Annotated in this window: 21 protein-coding genes; 20 read left to right on the top strand and 1 reads right to left on the bottom strand. The window is 71.5% G+C overall.

Annotation, left to right across the window (positions count from 1 at the left end; all coding sequences use genetic code 11):
* The first annotated feature begins 76 nt into the window (after positions 1-76).
* From ACZ6O2_RS29970 to ACZ6O2_RS30010, 9 genes are all read left to right on the top strand, one after another.
* Entirely contained in the window at positions 77-1,780 is a 1,704-nt protein-coding gene (locus tag ACZ6O2_RS29970) for a VirB4 family type IV secretion system protein (protein ID WP_466025238.1), read from the top strand.
* Positions 1,781-1,875: 95 nt separating this feature from the next.
* Positions 1,876-4,353 carry a type IV secretion system DNA-binding domain-containing protein gene (locus tag ACZ6O2_RS29975; protein WP_466025210.1) on the top strand — a complete coding sequence of 826 codons (2,478 nt, stop codon included), beginning with the start codon at positions 1,876-1,878 and terminating at the stop codon, positions 4,351-4,353.
* A 211-nt stretch (positions 4,354-4,564) separates the two neighbouring features.
* A complete protein-coding gene (locus tag ACZ6O2_RS29980; protein ID WP_466025211.1) occupies positions 4,565-5,467 on the top strand; it encodes a replication-relaxation family protein in 903 nt (300 codons plus the stop codon).
* Positions 5,468-5,888: 421 nt separating this feature from the next.
* Positions 5,889-6,632 (top strand): hypothetical protein, encoded by a 744-nt coding sequence (locus ACZ6O2_RS29985; protein ID WP_466025212.1) that lies wholly within the window; start codon positions 5,889-5,891, stop codon positions 6,630-6,632.
* Positions 6,633-6,753: 121 nt separating this feature from the next.
* Positions 6,754-7,239, top strand: coding sequence for a hypothetical protein (locus ACZ6O2_RS29990; protein WP_466025213.1), 486 nt, complete (start codon positions 6,754-6,756; stop codon positions 7,237-7,239).
* A 744-nt stretch (positions 7,240-7,983) separates the two neighbouring features.
* Complete coding sequence (locus ACZ6O2_RS29995) at positions 7,984-8,334, top strand: histone-like nucleoid-structuring protein Lsr2 (RefSeq protein WP_466025214.1); 351 nt, start codon at positions 7,984-7,986, stop codon at positions 8,332-8,334.
* Positions 8,335-8,497: 163 nt separating this feature from the next.
* A complete protein-coding gene (locus tag ACZ6O2_RS30000) occupies positions 8,498-9,280 on the top strand; it encodes a MarR family transcriptional regulator (protein WP_466025215.1) in 783 nt (260 codons plus the stop codon).
* 103 nt (positions 9,281-9,383) lie between these two features.
* Positions 9,384-10,007 (top strand): diguanylate cyclase domain-containing protein, encoded by a 624-nt coding sequence (locus ACZ6O2_RS30005; protein WP_466025216.1) that lies wholly within the window; start codon positions 9,384-9,386, stop codon positions 10,005-10,007.
* Positions 10,008-10,482: 475 nt separating this feature from the next.
* The gene (locus tag ACZ6O2_RS30010) at positions 10,483-11,568 is read left to right on the top strand and encodes a M23 family metallopeptidase (protein WP_466025217.1); all 1,086 of its coding nucleotides are present in this window, start codon (positions 10,483-10,485) and stop codon (positions 11,566-11,568) included.
* A gap of 674 nt (positions 11,569-12,242) precedes the next feature.
* Here ACZ6O2_RS30010 and ACZ6O2_RS30015 read toward each other — a convergent pair.
* Entirely contained in the window at positions 12,243-12,827 is a 585-nt protein-coding gene (locus ACZ6O2_RS30015; RefSeq protein WP_466025218.1) for a hypothetical protein, read from the bottom strand.
* 274 nt (positions 12,828-13,101) lie between these two features.
* Here ACZ6O2_RS30015 and ACZ6O2_RS30020 point away from each other — a divergent pair, with 274 nt between their 5' ends.
* From ACZ6O2_RS30020 to ACZ6O2_RS30070, 11 genes are all read left to right on the top strand, one after another.
* On the top strand, positions 13,102-14,055 hold the full coding sequence (locus ACZ6O2_RS30020) for an NAD(P)-dependent alcohol dehydrogenase (RefSeq protein WP_466025219.1): 954 nt from the start codon (positions 13,102-13,104) through the stop codon (positions 14,053-14,055).
* 420 nt (positions 14,056-14,475) lie between these two features.
* Positions 14,476-14,646 (top strand): hypothetical protein, encoded by a 171-nt coding sequence (locus ACZ6O2_RS30025; protein ID WP_466025220.1) that lies wholly within the window; start codon positions 14,476-14,478, stop codon positions 14,644-14,646.
* Between the two features lie 357 nt (positions 14,647-15,003).
* Complete coding sequence (locus ACZ6O2_RS30030) at positions 15,004-15,393, top strand: hypothetical protein (protein ID WP_466025221.1); 390 nt, start codon at positions 15,004-15,006, stop codon at positions 15,391-15,393.
* Between the two features lie 691 nt (positions 15,394-16,084).
* Positions 16,085-16,879 (top strand): hypothetical protein, encoded by a 795-nt coding sequence (locus ACZ6O2_RS30035; RefSeq protein WP_466025222.1) that lies wholly within the window; start codon positions 16,085-16,087, stop codon positions 16,877-16,879.
* 478 nt (positions 16,880-17,357) lie between these two features.
* On the top strand, positions 17,358-17,714 hold the full coding sequence (locus ACZ6O2_RS30040; RefSeq protein WP_466025223.1) for a hypothetical protein: 357 nt from the start codon (positions 17,358-17,360) through the stop codon (positions 17,712-17,714).
* Positions 17,715-17,767: 53 nt separating this feature from the next.
* A complete protein-coding gene (locus tag ACZ6O2_RS30045) occupies positions 17,768-18,223 on the top strand; it encodes a DUF4262 domain-containing protein (protein WP_466025224.1) in 456 nt (151 codons plus the stop codon).
* 170 nt (positions 18,224-18,393) lie between these two features.
* Entirely contained in the window at positions 18,394-18,651 is a 258-nt protein-coding gene (locus ACZ6O2_RS30050; RefSeq protein WP_466025225.1) for a hypothetical protein, read from the top strand.
* A 63-nt stretch (positions 18,652-18,714) separates the two neighbouring features.
* Positions 18,715-18,852, top strand: a complete 138-nt coding sequence (locus tag ACZ6O2_RS30055) for a hypothetical protein (RefSeq protein ID WP_466025226.1) — start codon at positions 18,715-18,717, stop codon at positions 18,850-18,852.
* A gap of 232 nt (positions 18,853-19,084) precedes the next feature.
* Entirely contained in the window at positions 19,085-19,735 is a 651-nt protein-coding gene (locus ACZ6O2_RS30060) for a hypothetical protein (protein ID WP_466025227.1), read from the top strand.
* Between the two features lie 139 nt (positions 19,736-19,874).
* A complete protein-coding gene (locus ACZ6O2_RS30065; RefSeq protein ID WP_466025228.1) occupies positions 19,875-20,144 on the top strand; it encodes a hypothetical protein in 270 nt (89 codons plus the stop codon).
* Positions 20,145-20,530: 386 nt separating this feature from the next.
* Entirely contained in the window at positions 20,531-21,811 is a 1,281-nt protein-coding gene (locus ACZ6O2_RS30070) for an AAA family ATPase (RefSeq protein WP_466025229.1), read from the top strand.
* Positions 21,812-21,824: the final 13 nt, after the last annotated feature.

A 21,824-nucleotide genomic window follows, 5' to 3' on the forward strand; every position in this document is an offset into this window, starting at 1 on the left:
CCCGAGGGCAACCGCGTCCACCGGTCGTGCCGAGGAGGGGGCGCTCGCGTCCGCGGTCGCGCCGGCCTCGGTCGAGGTGACCCCGCGCTGGCTGCGGGTCGGCGACGGCTACACCGCCACCCTCGTGGTTACCGGCTATCCCGCCGAGGTCGGCCCGGCCTGGCTGGAACCGCTGCTGTCCTACCCCGGCCGCGTCGACGTGACTTTGCACATCGACCCGTTGTCCGCCCCGATCGCCGCCGCCCGGCTGCGTAAGCAGCGGGCGCGGCTGGAATCGTCGCGGCGCGCCGACGCGCAGCGGGGCAAGCTCACCGATCCCTACATCGAGGCCGCCGCGGCCGACGCCACTGACCTGGCTGACCGGCTTGCCCGCGGCGCCGCCAAGCTGTTCCGCGTCGGCCTGTACGTCACGGTGCACGCCCGCTCCGAGGAGGAGCTGCTGCAGGCGTGCGCCCGGGTCAAGGCCGCCGCCGCGTCCACCCTGCTGGAGGTGCAGCCGGCGACGTGGCGGCAGCTCGCCGGCTGGACCACCACCCTGCCCCTCGCAGCCGATGGGCTGCGGATGCCGCGCACCATGGACACCCAGGCGCTGGCGGCGGCGTTCCCTCTCGCGTCGCCCGACCTGCCGGCGCCGCTGCCCGGGGAGCCGGCGGCCAGCGGCGGGGTGCTCTACGGCACCAACCCGGCCGGCAACGGAGTGGTGTGGTGGGACCGCTTCGCCCAGGACAACTACAACAGCGTCGTCCTCGCCCGCAGCGGCGCGGGCAAGTCCTACTTTGTGAAGCTGGAGACGCTGCGTCACCTCTACACCGGGGTCCAGGTGTCGATCATCGATCCGGAGGACGAGTACCTGCGCCTGGCCGACGCGGTCGGCGGGACGGTCGTGCGGCTCGGCGCGGCCGGCGTGCGGGTCAACCCGCTTGAGCTGCCCGCTGGTGACACCCGCCCTGATGTGCTCACCCGGCGGGGCCTGTTCCTGCACACCCTGGTCAGCGTCCTGATCGGGAGCGTGCCGCCGCCGGCCGAGCGGGCGGCGCTGGACCGCGCCATCCTCGGCGTCTACCGGCAGGCCGGGATCACCGCCGATCCGCGCACGCACCGCCGGCCCGCGCCGCTGCTGCGTGACCTCGCCGCGGCCCTGGCGGCTGACGCGGACCCGGCTGCCGCGCAGCTCGCCGCCCGGCTTTCGCCGTGGGTGGACGGCTCGTTCAAGGATCTGTTCGACGGGCCCAGCACGACTCGGCCGGACGGTCACCTCGTCGTGTGGTCGCTGCGGCAGCTTCCGGACGAGTTGCGCACCGTCGGCACCCTGCTCGCCCTCGACTCGATCTGGCGGCAGGTCGACGCGCCACCGGCCGGCGGGCCGCCACCGCGGCGCATCGTCGTGGTCGACGAGGCGTGGCTGCTCATGCGCGACGGGGAGGGCGCGAAGTTTCTTTTCCGCCTGTCCAAGGCGGGCCGTAAGCGGCACACCGGGCTGACCGTGGTCACCCAGGACGCCGCCGACGTGCTCGGCACCGACCTCGGGCAAGCCGTGGTGGCCAACGCCGCCACCCAGATCCTGCTCCGCCAAGCCTCCCAGGCGATCGACGCCGTCGGAGACGCGTTCGGCCTCACCGCCGGTGAGCGGCGGCTGCTGCTCGCGGCCCGCCGGGGCCAGGGCCTGCTGATCAGCGGCACCAACCGGACCGCGTTCGAGGCGATCTCCAGCGACGCGGAGCACGCCCTGGCGACGACCAACCCGCTCGACCTGATCGCCGACGACGCCGACAGCGTGTAGCCCCACCACATCAACTACGGCAGGCGCCGGTGCCGCACCCGCGCAGGTGCGGCACCGGCGCCTACCCGTGCGCGTAACCGCGAAGGACGCACGTCATGACTGTGCTTCTGCTTGCCCCGTCGCCCATCCCCGCCGATCCCGGCTCGACAATCCCGCCGTCCCCGGCGACCCGCTGGCTCCTGCAGGCGGTGGACTGGGCCATCGATCGGCCGTGGCTGCTGGGCGTCACGGCCGGCCTGTTTCTCGTCTGGATCGCCGGCCAGAACCTCGTCGCGCTCTGGCGGCACCGGTATCACGCCGCAGGTGCCCGGCTGATCACCATCGCCCCGCCGCCGAAGGTAGACGAGCACGGCGCCGCCGCCTTGTGGGCGAACCTGGCCGGCATCCTCACCCCGTCCCGACGCCGGCGGCTGCTGCACGGCACACCACACGTCGCGCTGCAGTACGCCTGGACCGGCCGGCAGCTGCTCATCTCCCTGTGGGTGCCCGGCACAGTCCCGAACGGGGCGGTCGAGGCCGCCGTCCGCGCGGCGTGGCCCGGCGCGGCCACCACCACCAGCAAACCCGCGCCGGACCCGATCCCGATGAACACGGCCGCCGCGGTGGGCGGCCACCTGCTGCCCGTGGCCGCCGAGTGGCTGCCGCTGAACACCGACCACGACGCCGACCCGCTGCGCGCCCTGATGGCCGCGGGCGCTCAACTCCACGGCGGCGAGTACGCCTGCGTGCAGATCCTCGCCCGGCCCGCCACGCCCCGCCGCGCCGGGCGGGCCCGGCGCGCCGCCGGGCGGCTGCGCCAGGGCACAACCGCCTCGGTCAACCTGGCCGGGCCGCTGATCGAGATGATCGAGATCTTCCTGCCCGGCCGTTCCCGCAGCCGTGGCAGCGCGGCGCCGGCCAGCCGGCGGGACCCGACCGTCGAGCGGGACGTGCGGGCGATCCTCGACAAGACCTCCCACCAGCTGTGGGAGACCGGGATCCGGTACGCGGTCGCCTCCCGCCTCCACCGCGACGGCACCCTGCCGTATCAGCGGTTGCGGGGCGTCGCCGACGCGGTCGCCTCCTCATTCGCCGTCTACGCCGGCCGCAACCGGCTCGCTCCCCGGGCCCGGATGCTCCGGCCCGTCGGAGTCTTGGCCGCCCGTCGGCTCGGCGTCGGGTTCCTCACCAGCGCCCCCGAACTCGCCGCGATGGCGGGACTGCCCCGCGACCTCGCAGTGCCCGGCCTGGACCGGGCCCGAGCCAAGTCAATGCCGGTCCCGGTCGCCGTACCGGCCGGTGGGCGGGGCCGCAAGGTCCTCGGTGACGCCGAGGTCGGCGGGCACGCCGTCGCCCTGTCCGTGCCGGACGCCCGCTACCACACGCACATGGTCGGCCAGACCGGCTCCGGCAAGACCACCCTGCTCGCGAACCTGATCATCGACGACATCAAGGCCGGTCGCGGCACCATCGTGCTCGACCCGCACGGCGACCTCGTCCTCGACGTCCTCGACCGCATACCGGCTGAGGTGGCCGGCCGGGTGGTGCTGTTCGACCCCGCCCAACCGAACCCGCCCGCGATGAACCCTCTCGAGGGCGACGACCCGGACCTGGTCGTGGACAACCTCGTCTCGATCTTCGGTTCGATCTTCTCCAAGGCGTGGGGGCCGCGGATGGACGACGTGATGCGGGTGTCCTGCCTGACCCTGCTGCGGCACGCCAACGTCACCCTCCAGCACATCCCGCCGCTGCTCAACAGCGCACAGTTCCGGTCGGCGATGACCGTTGACCTGGACGACCCGGACGGGCTGCACGGCTTCTGGCAGTGGTACGACGACCTGTCCCCGGCGCTGCGCTCGCAAATCATCGGCCCCGTGTTGGCCAGGCTGCGCGCCTTCCTGCTCAGGGACTTCGTCCGCAAGACGATGCGGTACCCCAGGTCGAGCTTCGACATGGGCAAGATCCTCGACGGCGGGGTGCTGCTGGTCCGCATTCCCAAGGGGGAGCTGGGCGAGGACACCAGCCGGCTGCTCGGTTCGCTGATCCTGGCCCGGGTGTGGCAGGCGGCGACCGCCAGGGCGAGTGTCGCCGCTGACCGGCGCAAGGACTGCTCGATCTATCTTGACGAGTGCCAGAACTTCCTGACCCTCGCGGCGAGCCTGGACACGATGCTGGCCGAGGCCCGCAAGTACCGCCTTGCGATGACCCTGGCCCACCAGGACCTCGCCCAGTTCCCCCGCGAGCTCCTCGCGGCCGTGTCCGCGAACGCCCGCAACAAGATCTACTTCAGTGTGGCCCCGGAGGACGCCCGGGTGCTGGCCCGGCACACCCTGCCGGAACTCGACGAGCATGACCTCGCCCACCTCGACGCGTACACCGCGGTCGCCCGCCTGGTCGTGGACGGCCGGCAGACCGCCGCGTTCACCCTCAAGACCCGTCCGCCGCTCCCGGTGGTCGGTGAGGCCACCGCGATTCGTCGCCGGGTCGCCCAGGCGGTGCCCGTTCAGGACCCGTCCGCCATCGACGCCCTGGTCAAGCGGCACAGCCAGAAACCGGACGACCGGCGCCGCAGAGGCGGCAAGCCGTCGTCGTGACCGATCTGTCAGAGCGACAGGTGCTGGCTTCCGTAGCGGGATCCCTGTGGGGATCCACTACCCCTTCCACCTCGATCGCCCGGAGCGGCTGACGGATCACCCGTGGCGGGCTGTTCGGGCCGCACTGCGGCCTGTCGACCGACCACTGTGGTCGGCCTCCACTCAGACACCCTCCGTCTGGAGGGCTTTCTTCTCCCTAGGAGTTTCCGTCGTGTCCAGCCGTCTTCCGCCTCGTCCTTCCTCGTCTGACCCGTATCTGCACACCCGTCGTCTCACCTCGCGTGATCGGCTGCTGCTGTCCTGGCTCGCCGAGCACTACCTGCTGTCCACCCGCCAGGTCACCAAGGCCCTGTTTCCGTCGGGTCGCAGCGCCCGCCTGCGGCTGACGCTGCTGCATCGCATCGCGGCGGTCGACCGGTTCGTCGACACCGCCGCCGCCGGCTCCACGCAGTACCTGTACGCGCTGGGGCCGCTCGGTTTGCGGCTCAACCGCGACGCCTACCACGACCCGGACAACCCCGCCGCGAAGCCGCCGCGTAGCAGCCGCGACCGGGCCGACCGCATTGTCGGCAGCCGCAAGCTGCGCCACCTGCTCGGCGTCAACGACTTCTTCACCGACCTGCACGCCCACGCCCGCACCAACCCGCAGGCGCGCCTGGAGCGGTGGTGGTCCGAACAGCACGCCACCGACGCCTACGGCAGCGCCGGGGTGCAGCCCGACGGCCACGGCGTCTGGACCGTCGGCGATTCCACGGTCGGGTTTTTCCTCGAGCACGACAACGGCACCGAACCGCTCAGGCGGGTGCTGGCCAAGCTGCGCGCCTACGAACGGGTGACCCAGTTCGGCCCCCGCTACCCGGTCCTGTTCTGGCTGCCGAGCCGAGGCCGCGAGCGCAACCTGCTCGACGCGCTCGCCGGTGCTTCCACCGCGATGCCGATGGCCACCGCCGTGCACGGCACCGACCCGGCCGGGCCGGTATGGACGCTGACCAGGGATCCCGACAGGCTCCGCCGCCTGCATGAACTCCCCAGCGACCACGGCCCCTACGCGGCCACGAACCCGAACCGGTTCGTCTCCCGCGACCCGGACCCGGTCGACCACCCGCCCGGCTGACAGACACGCACCACATCTGTCAGACCACAAACCCCGCCTGCCAGATCACGGTGATCTGTCACGCGTTGTCGACCTGCCGCTCTTGACCGCCCCCTCACGTCTGACAGCGCAGCTCACCGGCCTCTTTCCAGGATCTGCGGCTGTCCCGGCGCTGACAGATCAGGCCGCTACGGTTCTCGGCACTACAGCACCTCATATATCTCCACCCGACAGGTCCCACCCTCGGACCCTTCGCCGCATTCCGGCACCCTGACGCCCACCCGCCTCACCGGCCCGGTCGGCCCAGCAGCCCGCGACGAACCCCGACGGTCGCACCTGCCACCTCGCACCAACCCCAACCCATCCCAGCCGGCGCCCACGCACCCAGTGGACCGGCTACCTCCGCGTGCCTACCGCACGCCCCACCGCGAAGGAGAACCGCATGGCCAAGAAGACGGCACCCACGGCCCCCACGGCCGCCCCGGCCCCCACGGCCATCCCCGATGCAGTCGTCCGCACCATGGTCGTCTGCGTCTCCGACGAGCTGTCCCCGGTCCTGGACAGCAGCCGGCACCTCGAACGTCACCTCGGCGTGTCGGGCACCAGCTGCCCCCGGTACTGGGCCTCCCCGGCCCTGCGCCCCTGGCAGCGCCGCCAGCTCATCGACCCGCGCACGGCCAAGACCGGCCCCCGGTACTGCGCGGGCGGACCCATCCGCCTGCTCGACCTGGCCGGCATGCGCCATGGCGCCTACGTCGGGGCCAGCGTGCGCCACGCGCAGTGGGCCAGCGTCGTCGCGGGCACGAAGGCCGCCACCGTGTGGCCCGCGTTCCTGCAATGGCACCTGTCCGACCCGTCGGGATATCCGATGGACACCGCGACCGCCGAGTTCAATATGCAGCCGCGGGTGCAGGCCATGCGCATGTACAACGCCGCCACCCACGGTCCGGGTCACCTCGACCTGGGCGACCTGGAGATTTTCCAGGCCGGTGCCAGCGCGTACGCCAACTACCACGCCCTCTGGGCGCTGTGCACCGACGCCTTCCTCACCGAGGCCGGCGACCGGCTGCAACCGGCCAGCGCATTCTTCGCCGACCGGATCACCTACCTGGAGCAGGCGTCCCGCTACCTGGACTCGCTCGACGAGTCCCAGCGGCTGTTCGCCATCAACCTGCACCACTCGTGACCGGAGACCGGTCGGGCCAGCCAGCGGCATCCCCTCGCACCCGCAGGGGCCTGTGCGCTGCCCGACCGGCTCCACCCCGCCAGTCCGCCCGATCCAATCTGCCTCGAAGGGATGAACTCGCATGCCCCTACGACTCTGGTTCGACCTGGCAACGGTGCTGTACCTGGCCGAAACTGCGGTCGCCGCGCACCGACGGGTCGGCATCGACGGCGACGTCGTGACCCACGCTCCGCCCGCGCTGCACCTCATGCGCGACAGTGACGGCGACCTCGACGATCTCCTCTACATTGACGCGAACGTCCGCCCGAGCTTGTCCGCGGACAACGTCAACGCGGAGCCGTTCCGCAGCACCTATCGCGGTCGGCGCTACGGCCACGGCATCACCTGGACCGAATGGCTCGGCCGTCCGCCTCGTGGCCGCAGGCCGATACAGGTGCAGATCGCGCTGGCCGACGGGCTGCTTGACCTGCTCCGCGCTGGCCACGCCGCCGGATTCGACATGTTCACCATCGACGCCGACGCCGATGGCGGCCCGCGACCGGCGGTCGCCCGACGCCGTCACCGCCCTCGGCGGTCCCGCCGGGGCGCCCCAGGCTGGGGCATCTGACGACGCCCGGCCCGTACAAGGGCCGGTCTACACCTCTTTCAGGAGGAAGAACCCGTGACGGGCGTGGCAGACCGGCTCCTCGCCCGCACCATCCTCGGCGGGCTCACCCGCCCAGGCTGCTGACCGGACGTCCGGCCGCCGGCTGACACCGGCCCGCCGGACTTTCGCAACCACCGCACCTCGCACGACCTGGCCGTCGCCTGGCCGACCCGCGCATCCCGCGCACCCCGGGCACGGCCGTACGGCTGTGCCCGGGTTCTCACCTTTGCGCAGAGGAACCCCCATCATGTCGAACCTCGCCTCGGCCGCCCGCAGCACGCAACGCGGCACCCGCTGGCTACACGCCGCCGTGGTCGGCGGAAGGCTGACCGGCCCCGTCACCGCCCTGCTGGTGTCGCAGGCCGGCTCGAGGTCACCGTCTCCGAGGCCGCGCCGGCGTCCGCCCGCTCGGCGGCGGGCTCACCCAGCACCGCAAGTACACCGCTGACCTGCCCGCCGCCCTGCACGGCTGGCACCGCCGGCACCTGCCCGCCGCGGCCGGCACGGTGCACGAACGACCCCGCTATCGGCGACAAACTCGGCCTCGGTGCCGGCCGCTAGGCCCAATCAGCTCGGCGCCGGCTCCCGTGGCCAGAGCCCACCCGAACGGCCCTGCCGGACAGCAGAACGCTCCTCGACCAATTCCCACCGCCCCCGCCCACCCGGCGAGGGCGGTTTCGCACCTTCCCTGGAAAGGACACCCTGATGGCCATCCGAACGACGAGCGTCGTCTACGACGACCTCGACGGATCCACCACCGACGTCGGCACGTACCGATTCGCCTTCAACGGCGTCCTGTACGAGATCGATCTGTCCCGCCCCAACTTCGACCGGATGGCCGCCGCCTTCCAACCCTTCATCGCCGCCGCCCGCCGTCAACCGAAGGCGGCAGCGACGACACGAAACGGGCATGACGCCAACGCGGCCCGCCGCACCGCCAACGCTGACGTCCGGCGGTGGTGGGCCATGCACTGGCAGGAGCAGAACCTGCCCGAGCCCCGCACCCGAGGGGCGATCCCATCGGCTGTCCACGCCGCCTACCAGGCCGCTCACTAGAGCGGTCACCCGCACGCGAGCCGCGACACCCGGCGGTCGCCGGGTATCGCTTCCCCGGCCGGATCTCGGGGCGTCCCGAGATCCGGTCCTCGCACTTGATCCACGTCGCGTTCGAAGCGTGGATCAGTGCCGACCTCAACAGCAGAAGAGGAGGAACACACGCATGACCGACGCACCGGAAGCCGTGCCCGCGCACGCCATGTTCACGGTCCTCGCCGCGCTCGGCGAACTCGGCGAGGCCACCGCCGCGACGGTGGCGCAGAGAGCCGGGCTCGGCTACTCCACCGTCACGGCGAAGCTACGTGCCTGGGAGCAGACCGGGCAGACCGAACGCACCCGCACCGAGGACAACCGGACCCTCTGGCGGCTGACCGACACCGGCCGGACCAGCATCGCCACCAACCAGGCCGCCTCGCCGGCGCCCACGGACGACACCGACGACACCGACGAAACGCGCCAGAGCATCGCCACCGCGCAGCCCGCCGACGCACACCCCGAACCCGAGCCCAGCGCCCCCGCCGACGACGGGCACCCGACCTCCGTCGACGACACCGCCGCCTCGGCCGAAACGACCGCGCTGCCCGCCCGCGACGAGAAACACCCGCCGACCGGCGGGGACGGCCAGCAGTCTGCTCCCGTGCCCGACGGCACTGACGCCGAGCCGGGCCCCGGCCCCGGCGACGAGGCCTCCCCCGCGGGCGCTGGCCGCCGCGCCAAGGGTTCGCTGCGAGGAGCCGTGCTGGACATCCTCGAGGCCCACCCCGACCGTGCCTACAAGACCGGTGAGCTGTGCAAGCTCATCGACGCTGCGAACACCGGCACCGGCACCAGAAAGGCCAGCGCGGGCGCGGTCTACAACGCGGCGATCAAGCTGGTCGCCACCGGCGCTGCCGTGCAGACCGTCGAGAAGCCCGCCACCTTCCAACTCGCTGTCGCCAACCAGTAGCCGACGGCACCGCATACGCAAGAGGTAGCCCAGGGGCGGGCGTGAAGTTGGAGGCTATCCGCCCGCCCCCGGTGCTCCTTCCGTGGAAAGGAGCGTCCCCATCATGCACGACGTTCTCACCTCTGTCGGCGGGATCCTCGCCGGCCTCGCCCTCGCCGCAGCCGTGCTGTGGCGTCAGCAGCAAGCTCTGCGGACGGCCCGCTACGAGGCCACCCATGACGACGTCACCAGCCTGCCCAACCGGCGGCTGTTCCTCACCCGCCTACGCGCCGCCCTCGCCGACAACGCGCCGGTCGGGGTGGTGCTGTTGGACCTCAACCGGTTCAAGACCGTCAACGACAGCCTCGGTCACGAGGTCGGCAACGATCTGCTCGACCAGGTCGGCCGTCGCCTCGCCGGGCTTCCCAGCCCGGTGCGGGTCGCCGCCCGGCTCTCCGGTGACGAGTTCGCGCTTCTCGTGGCTGGCGACCGAGACGACACCGCCGCGGCGGCCCACGCCGCCTGGCAGGCGATCACCGCCCATTCGATCCGCGTCGTCAACGCTGACCTGCAGGTGAGCGCGTCCGTCGGCTACGCCCACGCCCACCGCCCTGACGTCAGCCCTCGACAGCTGCTCACCCAGGCCGACTTCGCCATGTACCAGGCGAAACGCGTCGGCGTCGGCGTACGCGAGTACCTGCCCGACCACACACCCACCGTGCGCAGCCGCGATCGCCACCACCGCTGAACCTCCGCGCCGCGCATGTCATGGGCCCCGCAGCCGCCCTGGCTGCGGGGTCCACTCCCCCTACACCGCAGACGCGGGAGACCGGGTGTTGCCTGTCAGCGTCAGTCACAACCCTTGCCCGCTTCTCCACCCGGCGCGATCGCGGGCCGGGGGCAGGCCCCGCGACGCTGCTGCTCCGCCACGCTCATCCCCGGCCCCCGTCGAACCGACGCGGCCGCGGGAGATGCGCAGGATTTGAGTTTCCGTTACGCCCCGATGACCTGCTCACGCGTCGCGCTGCCCGCAGGCGAACGCATTCGGCTACCGCTGGGCCGGCTGCCCCTCCCCGAGGTGCAACAAGCAGGGTCACCCGGACAAGACCTGACGGGGCCTAGCCGCAGGTCCACTCCGCGTCACCTGGTGTCCAGCCGGCGAAGCATCACTCGCACCCCACCGCCATCGGCGCTGCCACGTCGATGAGTCCCTGGAGGCCACCATGAAGATCCGCTCCCTGGTGTCGATCATCATCGCCGTCGTCGCCGTGTTCGTTCTGTGCACGGGTGGGCTGGCGGGCCTCCTCGGCGGCGGTGCCGCCGCCGAGGCCTGCCTACCGCTCACCGTCGCACCGGCCAGCCCTACCGCCACTGTGGCGAAGGGGCCCGGGACGTGGCCGGCGATCGGCCCATGGAACGGCGACCAGGTCGCCAACGCGGCGGCGATCGTCACCACCGGCGCCCAGCTCGGGGTAGCGGCCCGCGGCTGGGTCATCGCGGTCGCGACCGCCATGCAGGAGAGCACGCTGCGCAACCTGCCCGGAGGCGACCGGGATTCCGTCGGGCTGTTCCAGCAACGCCCCAGCCAGGGCTGGGGCTCCCCGGCGCAGCTCCAGGATCCGGTCTACGCGGCCGGCAGGTTCTACGCGAAGCTGCTCACGATCGGCGGCTGGCAGTCCATGCCGCTGACCGAAGCGGCGCAGGCCGTGCAGATCAGCGCCTATCCCGACGCGTACGCCAAGTGGGAGGGCCCCGCCACCGAACTCGTCACGGCGATCGCTGACGCTGCCGGCCTGCCGACGGCAGGCCTGGCCGGGTGCGGGGCGGCCGGCCCGTGGACCCAGCCCGTGCTCGCCACGGTCGGATCCGCGTTCCGCAGCAGTGACCGGCCCGGCCACGACGGCGTCGACCTCAGCGCGCCGCGCGGCACCATCATCCGCGCCGCGTCCGCCGGCACGGTCCGCACCGTCCGCTGCAACGCGGTCTACGCCAGCACAGGTGCGCAGTGGGGCTGTGACCGCGACGGTGACCCCGTCCGCACCCGCGGCTGCGGCTGGTACGTCGACATCGACCACGCCGGCGGGATCGTGACGCGGTACTGCCACATGGATCAGCCGCCGGTGGTGACGGTCGGGCAGCAGGTCACCGTTGGACAGTCCATCGGCGTCGTCGGCTCCACCGGCCACTCCAGCGGCCCGCACCTGCACTTCGAGGTGCACGTGCGCGGCGACGCCAGCGGCGCCGGCGCGATCGACCCGGTGCCCTTCATGGCCGCGCAAGGGGCACCGCTCCGCACAAGCGCACGGTGATGGCACCAGACGCAACACCGCCAAGGTCCGTGCCAGCCGTTAGGCACGTTCGGGGCCTGGCATTCCTGCTGTAGACGTCAGGGAAATAGTGCCCCGCCGGAGGCTACCCCCGACAGCCAACAACTCCCATCAGCTACGTAACCGGAGGAAGTAGTGGAGAGAGTCGATGATGACGGTGCCAATGTTCACCGCCCCGAGCACGACTGCGAAGCAGCCGGAACACTTGCGTTTGTCGCCCACTACGGCGCACCGGGCATCGGACAGGCATGGACCTGCACCACATGCGGAAGGGACTGGTCGCGGATCGACGGCGCATTCTGGCCGGCCGATCAGGGCGTGCACATCATGTGCCTCGGAGACGTTGAGTAGACCCCAGCAAGCTGCCAGCCTCGCCGAGGCGCCAGCGAAATCCACAGCGGACGCAACCGCAGCGACGCCCACCCACTTGGCCCACAGACTCCGCCTGTGGCCCAACTCGAAGCGGCCCGATGGCAGCGAATACCAGCCAGTTCGAAAACCGCCCGCCTACCAGACCGGCCACGAAGGCATAGTCCGCCCACCTAAATGAGCGTGCCTCCACATCGGCGATCATGCCGTGAATCGCTCGCCCAACACAGGCAGTACCGTTGAACGCCTGCCCTCATCCGCGAGTCGTGTGGTGCGGTGGTCACGGGTCAGGCAAGACCGGGACCGGCCGATGAACGGTGGGCCTGCCAGCGCTTCCAGACGACCAGGGCGAGCGCTCCGCCAAGGGCAAGGCCGAGCAGGGCGACGCACGCGCCAGCCGCGATCGTTCCCACGAGTTTGCGGAGGAGGTGCAAGTTGTCGGGCTTGTCGCCCACCGCCAGCAGTGCGGCACCCGTTCCCTCGATCGGGACGCAGGTGAGCTGCGCGCGCCCGTCGCGTTCGGCCTGGAGCTCGTACCGAGCCGCCCACGTCCGTCCGTCGCTGAAGAAGGTGAACGTATCCGCCTCGGTGATAGCGACCTGCGAGCCGGCTGACTCGGCGGTGCACCGCCAGTCGAACGCTGCCGTGTCCGGGCTGACGTAAAGCACCGCCGGCTGCCCAGCCCGGAGGTCTACGTGCACCGACTCGTCACTGCGGTAGTGACCGCCCAGAGTCGGGAAGTCCCCGATCCATGACCGGATCCCGGTGGCGAGCACGGCGGCTGCGGTGAGCAGGCCAAGCACCGCAACCGTCACGGCCACCGCGTACCAACGGCGGCTTGGTGGGCGTTGGTACAAGTCGACGCGGCTCATGGCCGACATCATGCCGGGCGTTAGCCCGACAATTGCAAGGGCTCACCCGCCAGGGCGCTCAACACTGGAGTAGACACGACTCGGCACCGGAACTCATCACTCGTCCTCGACCGGCCACCACCCGAGTCCCCGGGCACCTACTCCGCGGTCGCCGGCAGCCTCCTTGTGAGTCAGCCGTTCGTCTCTGTGTGCTACCAAGAGGCGGAGCCTGCTGGCCCTGGACGCCTCGGGTAATGCGGCTGGCCTACTTCCATCAAGGGCTAGGGGTACGCGGATGAGAGCGGTCGTGTACGACCGGTACGGGCCTCCTGACGTGTTGCGGATCGAGAACGTCCCCAAGCCCTGTCCCGCTGCCCGGCAGGTGCTCGTCAAGATTGCGGCGACCTCGGTCAACCTGAGCGATTGGGAGACCCTCCAAGGCTCGCCCCTGTATTCGCGCATTGGTGGGCTGCGCTCCCCGGCACGCCGAACCCTCGGCTCGGACATCGCCGGATGGGTCGATGCGGTGGGCCCGGCCGTCACCCGGTTCCGACCCGGTGACGAGGTGTACGGCGACAACCTCATGCTCAAGGGCGGTTTCGCCGAGTACACGATCGCTCCCGAGTCGGTGCTGGCCCGCAAGCCCGCGGCACTGACCTTTGCCGAGGCGTCGGCGATTCCGCAGGCGGGCGTGATCGCGTGGCAGGGAACTGAGGGCGCCACAGCCGGGAAGCGGGTCCTGATCAACGGTGCTGGCGGAGGGTCGGGCTCATTCGCGATCCAGCTCGCCAAGCGACTCGGCGCCCAGGTGACCGGCGTCGACAACGCGGGCAAGCTCGACTTCATGCGGTCGGTCGGCGCCGACGAGGTGATCGACTACCGCAGCCAGGACTTCACCCGCAGCGGCCCGTACGACCTCATCCTCGATCTGGTCGCGCACCGGTCGGTGTTCGCCTACCGCCGGGCACTGGCCCCCGGCGGCCGTTACCGGTGCGTCGGCGGATCGGTCTCGGCGCTGCTGCGCGTACTGACGATCGGCGCGGTGGCCGGCCGGCTCACGCACCGCCGGCTGGGCGTGCTCGCCGTCAAGGAAGGGCCGACGCACTTCGAACCGGTGGCCGACCTCTGCGCCACGGGCGACCTCGCCATCCACATCGACCGCACCTTCACGTTCGACGAGGTGCCCGAGGCGTTGGCCCGCGTGGGTAACGGACGCGCCCTCGGCAAGGTCGTCGTGACCGTCAACTGACCAGCGACTGCGCACATCTGCCGTAAACAACGCGCGGGGTCGGCGCCAATCGCCGTTCGGTAAGCACCAGCGCAGACTACGTTCGGTAGCCGAGAGCAGGGACAGTCAGCCCGTGATGGGGCCAGTATGGCCGTACCGGTGGAGCCCATCTCGTCCGTCATCGCCAAACCGCGTTCCCGCTGGCGAAGCTGTCCACCATCTTCGGCGTCTGGTCCATCGACGAGTACACCGAACGGATTCGTCGCGGCGAGATGATCCTCGACGCCCCCTACCAGCGTGGCCGCCACTGGACCGACGACCAGCGCATCGCTCTCATGCGGTCCGGGCTACAGGGCGTCCCCATCCCCGCCGTCGTCCTCAACGACCGCTACCGGGGCCGCCTGGCACGACAACGACCCCGACACCCACATCACCTACGCAGTGGTGGACGGCCGACAGCGCCTCGAAACCGCCCTCGCCTGGCAGGACGGCAACCTGGCCATCCCTGCCTCGTTGCTGCCCACCGACTGGATCCGCATCGCCGACGACACCGACGACGGTCCCTACGTCCGCGTGACCGGCCTGCACCACCCCGCTGGATCGCCCGGCTGATGGACCTGGCCTGCGTGCGGGCGCGGGTCGACACCGTCGCTGACGAGGCCACCATCTACCTGCTCATCAACGGCACCGGAACGCCGCAGACCGACTCTGACCTCGACCGCGCCGCGCGCATCGTCCCCCGGTGTGCCGGCCGGCGACCAGGACCATCCGATAGCTGGCTGCTGACGGAGCGTTCGTCCGGCACAAGCGCCAGCCGACGGGCACCGCCTAGGAGATCTGGACGGGCCGGGACTGGGACTTCCTCACCCGGGTCCATGGTCCCTGACGCCTCACACCAGATGCACAGTCGCCCGGCACCGCCAAAGCGCGAACCCTTCTCTCACCCGCACCTTCGACAGGAAGCAGCCCATGATCGACACCCAGCTCGTCCTCAAGTACTGCGGCGTACGGATCAGCGCCCATGCGCTTGCGGACGCCGTCCCCGCCGGCATCGACCAGCCGACCGTGGCCTCGGAACTGCGTGACGCGCTCACCTCGCTCGCCAGCACCGAAGCGCAGATCGCCCGGCTCGTCCCGACCATCGGCCACGCGCTGCGGGACGTCGAGCAGGTCCTCGCCGCCGGTCCCGACGACCGGATCCCGGTCATCGACTACACCGGCGTGCTCCAGGCGCGGGGGCCTCGCCTCGACGCGCTGATCGGCAGGCGAGCCGCGCAGGTCGAGCACCTGCGGGCCATGACCCGGCTCTGGCTGACACAGCACCCCGATCCGGCCCCGGCCACCCCGACGCCGCAGTGAGCCAGCGAAACCATCGGCGCGACCGGGCACGGGAAGTCCACCCCTCATCACCAGCGCCCACCATCTGCCGGGAGAGCAGCTGCGTCACGGGCACAACCGTCCGGCGTGCGGTTCCCGCTCAAGGTCTCCCCGCCGGCCTCCGCCCCCGACCACCAACGTCGTAGCCACGACGGCCTATCCGACAGTTCACCCTGACGCGATCGCCCCGGCCGGGGCCTGCGCTGCCGCCGGCCGTGTGCCGGCCCGTGTCAGCGGGCGCCCGTCCCGGCCGGGCTGCTGACGCCGAAGACTCGCCGCGGTGTGCGACCTGCTCGCCAACATCGCCGAGGGCCTCGACGACGCTCTGCGGGACATCGACCGGCACACCGTCGCCGTCGCGCGCCTCGACCGGCCGCCGCTGGTTGACGACCCCCGCCGCCACCGCGCCGCCCGCCGCCCTTGCCGGACGGCAGGAGGCCCGCGATGGCAGCGGCGGTGGGCAGGCCGCGCGGCGCATGAGGTCGGCAGCGGCAACCCACTGCCCCGGCCGCCGCAGGCCACGCCACACCTACCGGTTTCGCGCCCACCGACGGCGGAACCCAACACCAATCCTTCACCGACGGCCACCCGGCCCGCGTCCCGCGCGGCACCCGGGTGGCCGTCCCCCTATGCAAGGAGCCAACCGACCATGACACGTCGACTCTGGTGGCGAGTGGAGGAGATCCTCCCCCTCGCCGAACACGCCGCCGCAGCGCCCCTCCGTCGCACGATCTGCCAGCAGGTTCACGCCGGCCTTCCGTCGGACGGGCCCGCCCTGGTCTGGTCACGCGAGGATGACGGCGATTGGCTGTCCTCCAACGGTATGCCGATCTGGTACGACGCGGACGGCGCCCAGCACCGCGCCCGCGCCGAAACGTGGACCCACACCACCACCGGCGCTACCGGCAACCCCACGCCCTCCGACCGCGGGCATGGCTTCCTGCCGTTGCTGTCCCGGCGCCGCTTCTGGCAGCGTCACCTTCTCGGCCTCCTGCGCTACGCCCGCACGCACCGGGTGCACTGGCTGGGAGTGAATCCCGAAGCGGACGGTCACGGCACCGACGGCCGCTATCTGCTGTCGTACAGCCGCGGCGACGTCACCCCATCGTTCGCGACCTGGACGCCGGCCACCGTCACCTCCCCCACCGTCGGGGATGGCAGCTACCGCGCCATGGTCGCCAACGGATACGCCGCCCTCGATGGTGGGCTGGTGTGCCGGTTCCCTCGTGGGGCGGTGCAGAACATGATGCGCGACCTCGGCAGCTTGTACCTCGGCGACATGCCCGGCGAGCACCCCACGCTCCGGTTCGCGGGCGACACCATCGTCATCGAGTGGGAAGAGGATGACGGTGATCGCGGCCGGGTCGTCGAGGAGGATCGGGTAGCACCGGACGCGAACGGTTGCTACGCCATCGGCGCCTACCAGTGGCGCTGGACGTTCGCGTCTGCGATGCAGGCCCAGCCGTGACGGGCTGCCACCGGCCACCGGCTACGGCAACCTCGAACCCTGCCGACGACCGCTCCTTCCGGCGCGCATTACGGCGGGTCGACGCTCTGGCGCCCGCCGTCGCCTTCGTCGCGAGAACCGACGACCTCAGCGGGGCCGTCCGGCGGCAGCGGCAGAAGCAGGTGGCCTCGCCTGGCGATAGCTGTCCTGCGTCGCCGCCTGGGCTGAGGACCATCAGCTCGTCGAGCCGCCGTTGCGCACCGGGCCACCCGGTGTGGTCCGCGACGCGGCGAGCACGCCGGCCCGGGAGGCGCGAGGGGACGCCGGAGGCCCGTCGACGACTTGTGGACGACTTGATCTGTTCGCAGAGTCGAGCGTCGATCGGTGCGGTCACCATCGCGCGGACTGGACGGCGGGTAGGACGGCTCCCAGGCCACAAGCCAAGACGGCCCGCGGGGTGGTGACCACCCCGATCCGCTCGTCGAGAGGACCCGCCCCGATGCTGCCCACCACTCCCGCCGACGTGCCCGAGGACGTCACGGACGTCCTGCTCTGGCGCATGGCCGTCCGCGTCGCCGCCGCGCATCAACCCGACCCGGCCCACCCCGGCCGGTGTGCCAACCTGCGCTGCGTCCACGAGGCGTACCCCTGCCCGCCGCTACGCGACGCACGGCGCGCGCAGCACGCCGCCGTCCGTCCGCAGCGGGTCACGCCAGGACGCGCCCGCGTGCCCGCCGTCGCCGCTGTCGCGCAGAAGTTCGCCGGCTGGTTCCGACCCACACCGGCGGTGACGCGGCCCTCGCCGATACCGCTGCCCCGCCGGCAGCCCATGGCCGCCTTGCGCCTCGCGGTCTGACGGCGACGCCGTCTCCACCCTCGCCCGATAACCACCATCAGAAGGAGAACGACATGCCATCCCTCGACGAGCTCTTCCGACAGCAGCAGAAGCATATCGACGACATCGGCTGGTCGGTGACCGCCGTCATGCCAGATCCCGACGAGGCCGACACCCCGTTCGCCTACACCGTCGGCCTCACCGAGCGCGATCTCCCCGAGCTGGTCATCGCCGGACTGGATCCCCTCATCGCGCACGAACTCCTCAACGACATGGCCCGACGCGTGTACCGCCGAGCGCAGCCGCTAACCCATGGTCAAACCGTCGACGACCTGATCGTCGGCTACGACGCGGTGATCGTCGAAGGGCCAGCCACCGCGGCATTGCATCCCGGGGTGGCCTACGCCCGGTACGGCAAGGATCGCGTGCACCTGCAGCAGATCGTGTGGCCGGACAAGCAGGGCCGGTTCCCGTGGGACAAGGGGTACGAGTACTGCGCGCACGTTCAGCCGCTGCTCGCACACCCATAGCCAGACACACGGCGCCCAGCCAACCCAAGTCCCACGATTCATCCTGCGGCCCGACAACCGAATACGAGCGCCGCCGTCGACATCCCGTGCGACTCGCAATCGACCCGCCCCACGCGTCATGCGTGGGGCTTTGCCTTGCCCGACAAGATCACCAAGGAGTGTCTCTTCCCATGCCCAGCCACATGTTCACCAGGGATGACCTCGTCATCATCGACCCGGCCTTCGCCCGGCCGGGCGAGGAGACTGTCGTCTATCGCGTGCGCGAGGTGCACCGCGTCAACCTCATCGCCGCTCCCGTGACCGGCGGGCGCCCTATCCGGGCACCCAAGGACATGTTCCAGCCGGCACCGGACACCACCGCCACCACCGCGGCCGGCCAGCCGGACAGCACCCGGACCATCCCCCAGGCCAACTCCACCATTCTCTGACCGGGCAGCGTCGTCACAGTTGCCGGACCCGGCTGGAAGTTGCCCACCGGGCAGCTTCACGTCGTGCTGCGCGTCACCGGCGACAAGGTGTCCCTCGTCCAGCTCGGCGGCGACAACGGTTGCTACTGGCGGGGAGTCCACCGCAGCTTCTGCACCGTTGTCGACCCGAGCCACATCACCCACACCCCGGTCTCTGACTGACCCAGCAGACCTGCGGCGCGTCAGCCGGATGGCGAGCGGTTCCGCCACCGCCCTCGGTCGCCTCGGGTCCGACGGCCCGCAGCACCGCCTCGACAACCGGCACCGCGATGCCCAGGTCACTCCCGCTTGCCCTTTGTTCACCCGGCGCCCCGAGGGGTGGGCCCGCCCGCTGCCGTCCAGCGGAGCGGGCCCCGTCTTCGTGGTCGCCGCAATCCTTGTTGGGGAGATACCCATGCCTCCGTCGCAAAGCCCGCTGGTGCGGGTCGCCACGCAGTTCGGCTACGACCTCGACGAAACTTCCCTCCTCACCGATCCGCGCGTCGCCACGACCGACCCGAGGTGCGCCCGGCTGTGCGCGGTCCTGATCGAGCACGTCAGCGGCATCGCCGACCCCGACCTGCGGTACACGATCAGCCAGGACCCGGACTACCTCGGCGGCGTCGTCGCCGACACCGTCACAGCGATCGAGCGCGCCTACTGGGCCATCGCCGCGCTCCTGGCCACCGCGGTCACCACCGGTGCCGCACGGCAGCTCGCCCCCGGCGGCACGCGCGCCGCCGACTTCTCGACCTGGCGTCCCGCGGTGGTCCGGATCGCCGGCGCGCACGGCGGGCCCTACCCCTGCCAGATCGGGCCACAGCACTGGAACGGCTGGGCCAAGCCCCGCTTTACCCGTGACGTGGTCACTCGGCTGATGGCTGACCGGGACGAGCAGTGGCGCCGCAGCGGCGCGCAGCCCGATTCCATGCCCGGACAGCTACTCGCCAGCGGCGACGTGCTCCTGCTGCACGACGAGGGCGTCCGGGAAGTCATCGCACCGGACGACGACGACATGTTCGCCGTCGGCGCCAGCACCTGGACGTGGGAGGAGTGGGCCAATTAGGCCTCCAGGTCACGGCCGGGGTCGCCGCGCCCACGGCCGAACTCGTCCGGCATGCCGGGGGCCGTCCGCGCGGCGAGCACAGCCGGCGCAACCCCAAGCCCTGGAGGCAGGGCCTGCACGCTCTCGAGGAAGGGACGACATGTTCAGAATCGTTGCTGTATCCATCCGAGGGAACCGGTACCTGGAGGGCAACCCGACGGTTCACCCGATCACCGAGGTGCCAGCCGGTGTCGGAACCCGGTTCCCCAGCCTCACCGCGGTGCACCAGCATGTGCAGCGCGCGTACCCGTCGAGCCTGTCGGTGTTCTGGCGCATTGAGGTCATCGACGAGCGCGGGACGGTCGTGTCGCGTGGCACGCGCGACGGCCTCAACGGCGTCGGCGGCCGCTGGATGTGGCAGACCGCGTAAGGCCGGGACCGCCCCGCTCACGCCTACCAGTCGCAACAACATGACCCGCTCCGCGCTCGGACGCCTCGGCGTGCGGCGCGAGCGGCACCCGCTCCACCTGTTTGCGCGGCGTCATCCGTAGCTGACCGACGCCCGTTTCCGGCGACCGCCTCCGGTTGTCCGCCCCGCCCCCCTTTCGCGGCGGTTCGGCGGCACCAACCCCATTCCCAACCGGGAGGTGGCCGCGCCGGAGGCGTGGCCACCTCCCGCCCCTTTGTCAGGAGGAACAACGGATGCAACCTCAAGCCGCACCAGAGCACACCGGCCCCGACCGCGACTTGATCACCGCAGCGGACGGCGGTAGTCGTGTCCCCGCTACACCGAGCGACGGCGTCAGGGGACCGGCGATGACCACACCGACAGCGGGTACGCCCGCCACGCCCAGCGGCTCCGCGCCCAGCAGCGGGATCAACGCGGTCAGCGGGCTGCCGAGGTTGCGCGCCGGCGAGTTGCAGAACCAGGTCCTCGCCGTCCTGGCCCGCGCTGGCGTCGCCATGGACGTCGGCGACATCGCCACGATTCTGGCCGGCCGGTCCTCCGGCGCGATAGGTCAGGCCTGTGACCGGCTCGCCGAGCGCGGCCACGCCGAGCTTCTCCCGGGCTCGCCCAAGCAGTACCGCATCACCCCGGCGGGGACGGCCGAGCACCGGGCGAACCCGACGCCGGTGCCGCCCGCGTCGCAGCCCGCCGCCCGACCTGCGGCCGCCACCCGACCGGCGACCCCCGCCCCGCGTCCGGGGGCGGCGTCGGCCGCCAGCGCTATTCGTCCGGCCGCCGCGAGCCCGCGACCGGCCACACCCACGGCACCCGCACCGAAGCGGCCGACCACGGGGCCGGTGCGACGCCCGAACGGGCAGCTGTACTACCCGCGGCTGCTGGCCAAGCGCCCCGATGTCGACGTGTTGCGCGACCTGCGCGACGCCGACGTGCCGGTGCTGCTGTACGGGCCGCCCGGCACCGGCAAGACCTCGCTGATCGAGGCCGCGTTCGGCGCCGACCTGTACACGGTGCCCGGAGATGGCGACACCACCGTCGGGGACATCGTCGGGGACTATGTGCCGACCGACAGCGGCGGCTACGAGTTCGTTCCCGGACCGCTGCCGCGGGCGATGGAAGCCGGCGGGGTGCTGTTCATCGACGACGCCACTCTGATCCAGCCGAAGGTCCTCGCCGTGGTCTACCCGGCCATGGACGGCCGCCGGCAGATCATCCTCAAGGCCGCCGCCGGCCGGGTCGTCACCGCCGCCTCCGGTTTCTACGTCGTCGCGGGCCATAACCCGGGCGTCCACGGCGCCGTGCTGACCGAGGCCCTCGCGTCGCGGTTCTCCACCCAGGTCAAGGTGTCCAGCGACTACGACCTGGCCGCGGCGCTCGGCGTCGACTCCCGCATGGTCCGCGCCGCCCGCAACCTCGCCACCCAGTACGACAGCGGCGAGATCGGCTGGGCGCCCCAACTGCGGGAACTGCTCGCCTTCAAACGGATCACCGACGTGCTCGGGATCGACACCGCCATGGCCAACCTGATCGGCCTCGCCCCGGTCGAGGACCGCGAGGTGGTCCACAAGGCCGTCTGCCAAGCCTTCGGCAAGGCCAAGATCCTGCCCCTCGCCCTCGGCAACCAGCTCTAACCCAGGAAGGAGC

It is taken from the genome of Micromonospora sp. NPDC048040 (assembly GCF_055587185.1).

Coding starts and splice junctions, on each gene's coding strand:
- ACZ6O2_RS29975 (WP_466025210.1), top strand. CDS start 1,876: ATGACTGTGCTTCTGCTTGCCCCGTCGCCCATCCCCGCCGATCCCGGC.
- ACZ6O2_RS29985 (WP_466025212.1), top strand. CDS start 5,889: ATGGCCAAGAAGACGGCACCCACGGCCCCCACGGCCGCCCCGGCCCCC.
- ACZ6O2_RS29990 (WP_466025213.1), top strand. CDS start 6,754: ATGCCCCTACGACTCTGGTTCGACCTGGCAACGGTGCTGTACCTGGCC.
- ACZ6O2_RS29995 (WP_466025214.1), top strand. CDS start 7,984: ATGGCCATCCGAACGACGAGCGTCGTCTACGACGACCTCGACGGATCC.
- ACZ6O2_RS30000 (WP_466025215.1), top strand. CDS start 8,498: ATGACCGACGCACCGGAAGCCGTGCCCGCGCACGCCATGTTCACGGTC.
- ACZ6O2_RS30005 (WP_466025216.1), top strand. CDS start 9,384: ATGCACGACGTTCTCACCTCTGTCGGCGGGATCCTCGCCGGCCTCGCC.
- ACZ6O2_RS30010 (WP_466025217.1), top strand. CDS start 10,483: ATGAAGATCCGCTCCCTGGTGTCGATCATCATCGCCGTCGTCGCCGTG.
- ACZ6O2_RS30015 (WP_466025218.1), bottom strand. CDS start 12,827: ATGAGCCGCGTCGACTTGTACCAACGCCCACCAAGCCGCCGTTGGTAC.
- ACZ6O2_RS30020 (WP_466025219.1), top strand. CDS start 13,102: ATGAGAGCGGTCGTGTACGACCGGTACGGGCCTCCTGACGTGTTGCGG.
- ACZ6O2_RS30030 (WP_466025221.1), top strand. CDS start 15,004: ATGATCGACACCCAGCTCGTCCTCAAGTACTGCGGCGTACGGATCAGC.
- ACZ6O2_RS30040 (WP_466025223.1), top strand. CDS start 17,358: ATGCTGCCCACCACTCCCGCCGACGTGCCCGAGGACGTCACGGACGTC.
- ACZ6O2_RS30045 (WP_466025224.1), top strand. CDS start 17,768: ATGCCATCCCTCGACGAGCTCTTCCGACAGCAGCAGAAGCATATCGAC.
- ACZ6O2_RS30050 (WP_466025225.1), top strand. CDS start 18,394: ATGCCCAGCCACATGTTCACCAGGGATGACCTCGTCATCATCGACCCG.
- ACZ6O2_RS30060 (WP_466025227.1), top strand. CDS start 19,085: ATGCCTCCGTCGCAAAGCCCGCTGGTGCGGGTCGCCACGCAGTTCGGC.
- ACZ6O2_RS30065 (WP_466025228.1), top strand. CDS start 19,875: ATGTTCAGAATCGTTGCTGTATCCATCCGAGGGAACCGGTACCTGGAG.
- ACZ6O2_RS30070 (WP_466025229.1), top strand. CDS start 20,531: ATGACCACACCGACAGCGGGTACGCCCGCCACGCCCAGCGGCTCCGCG.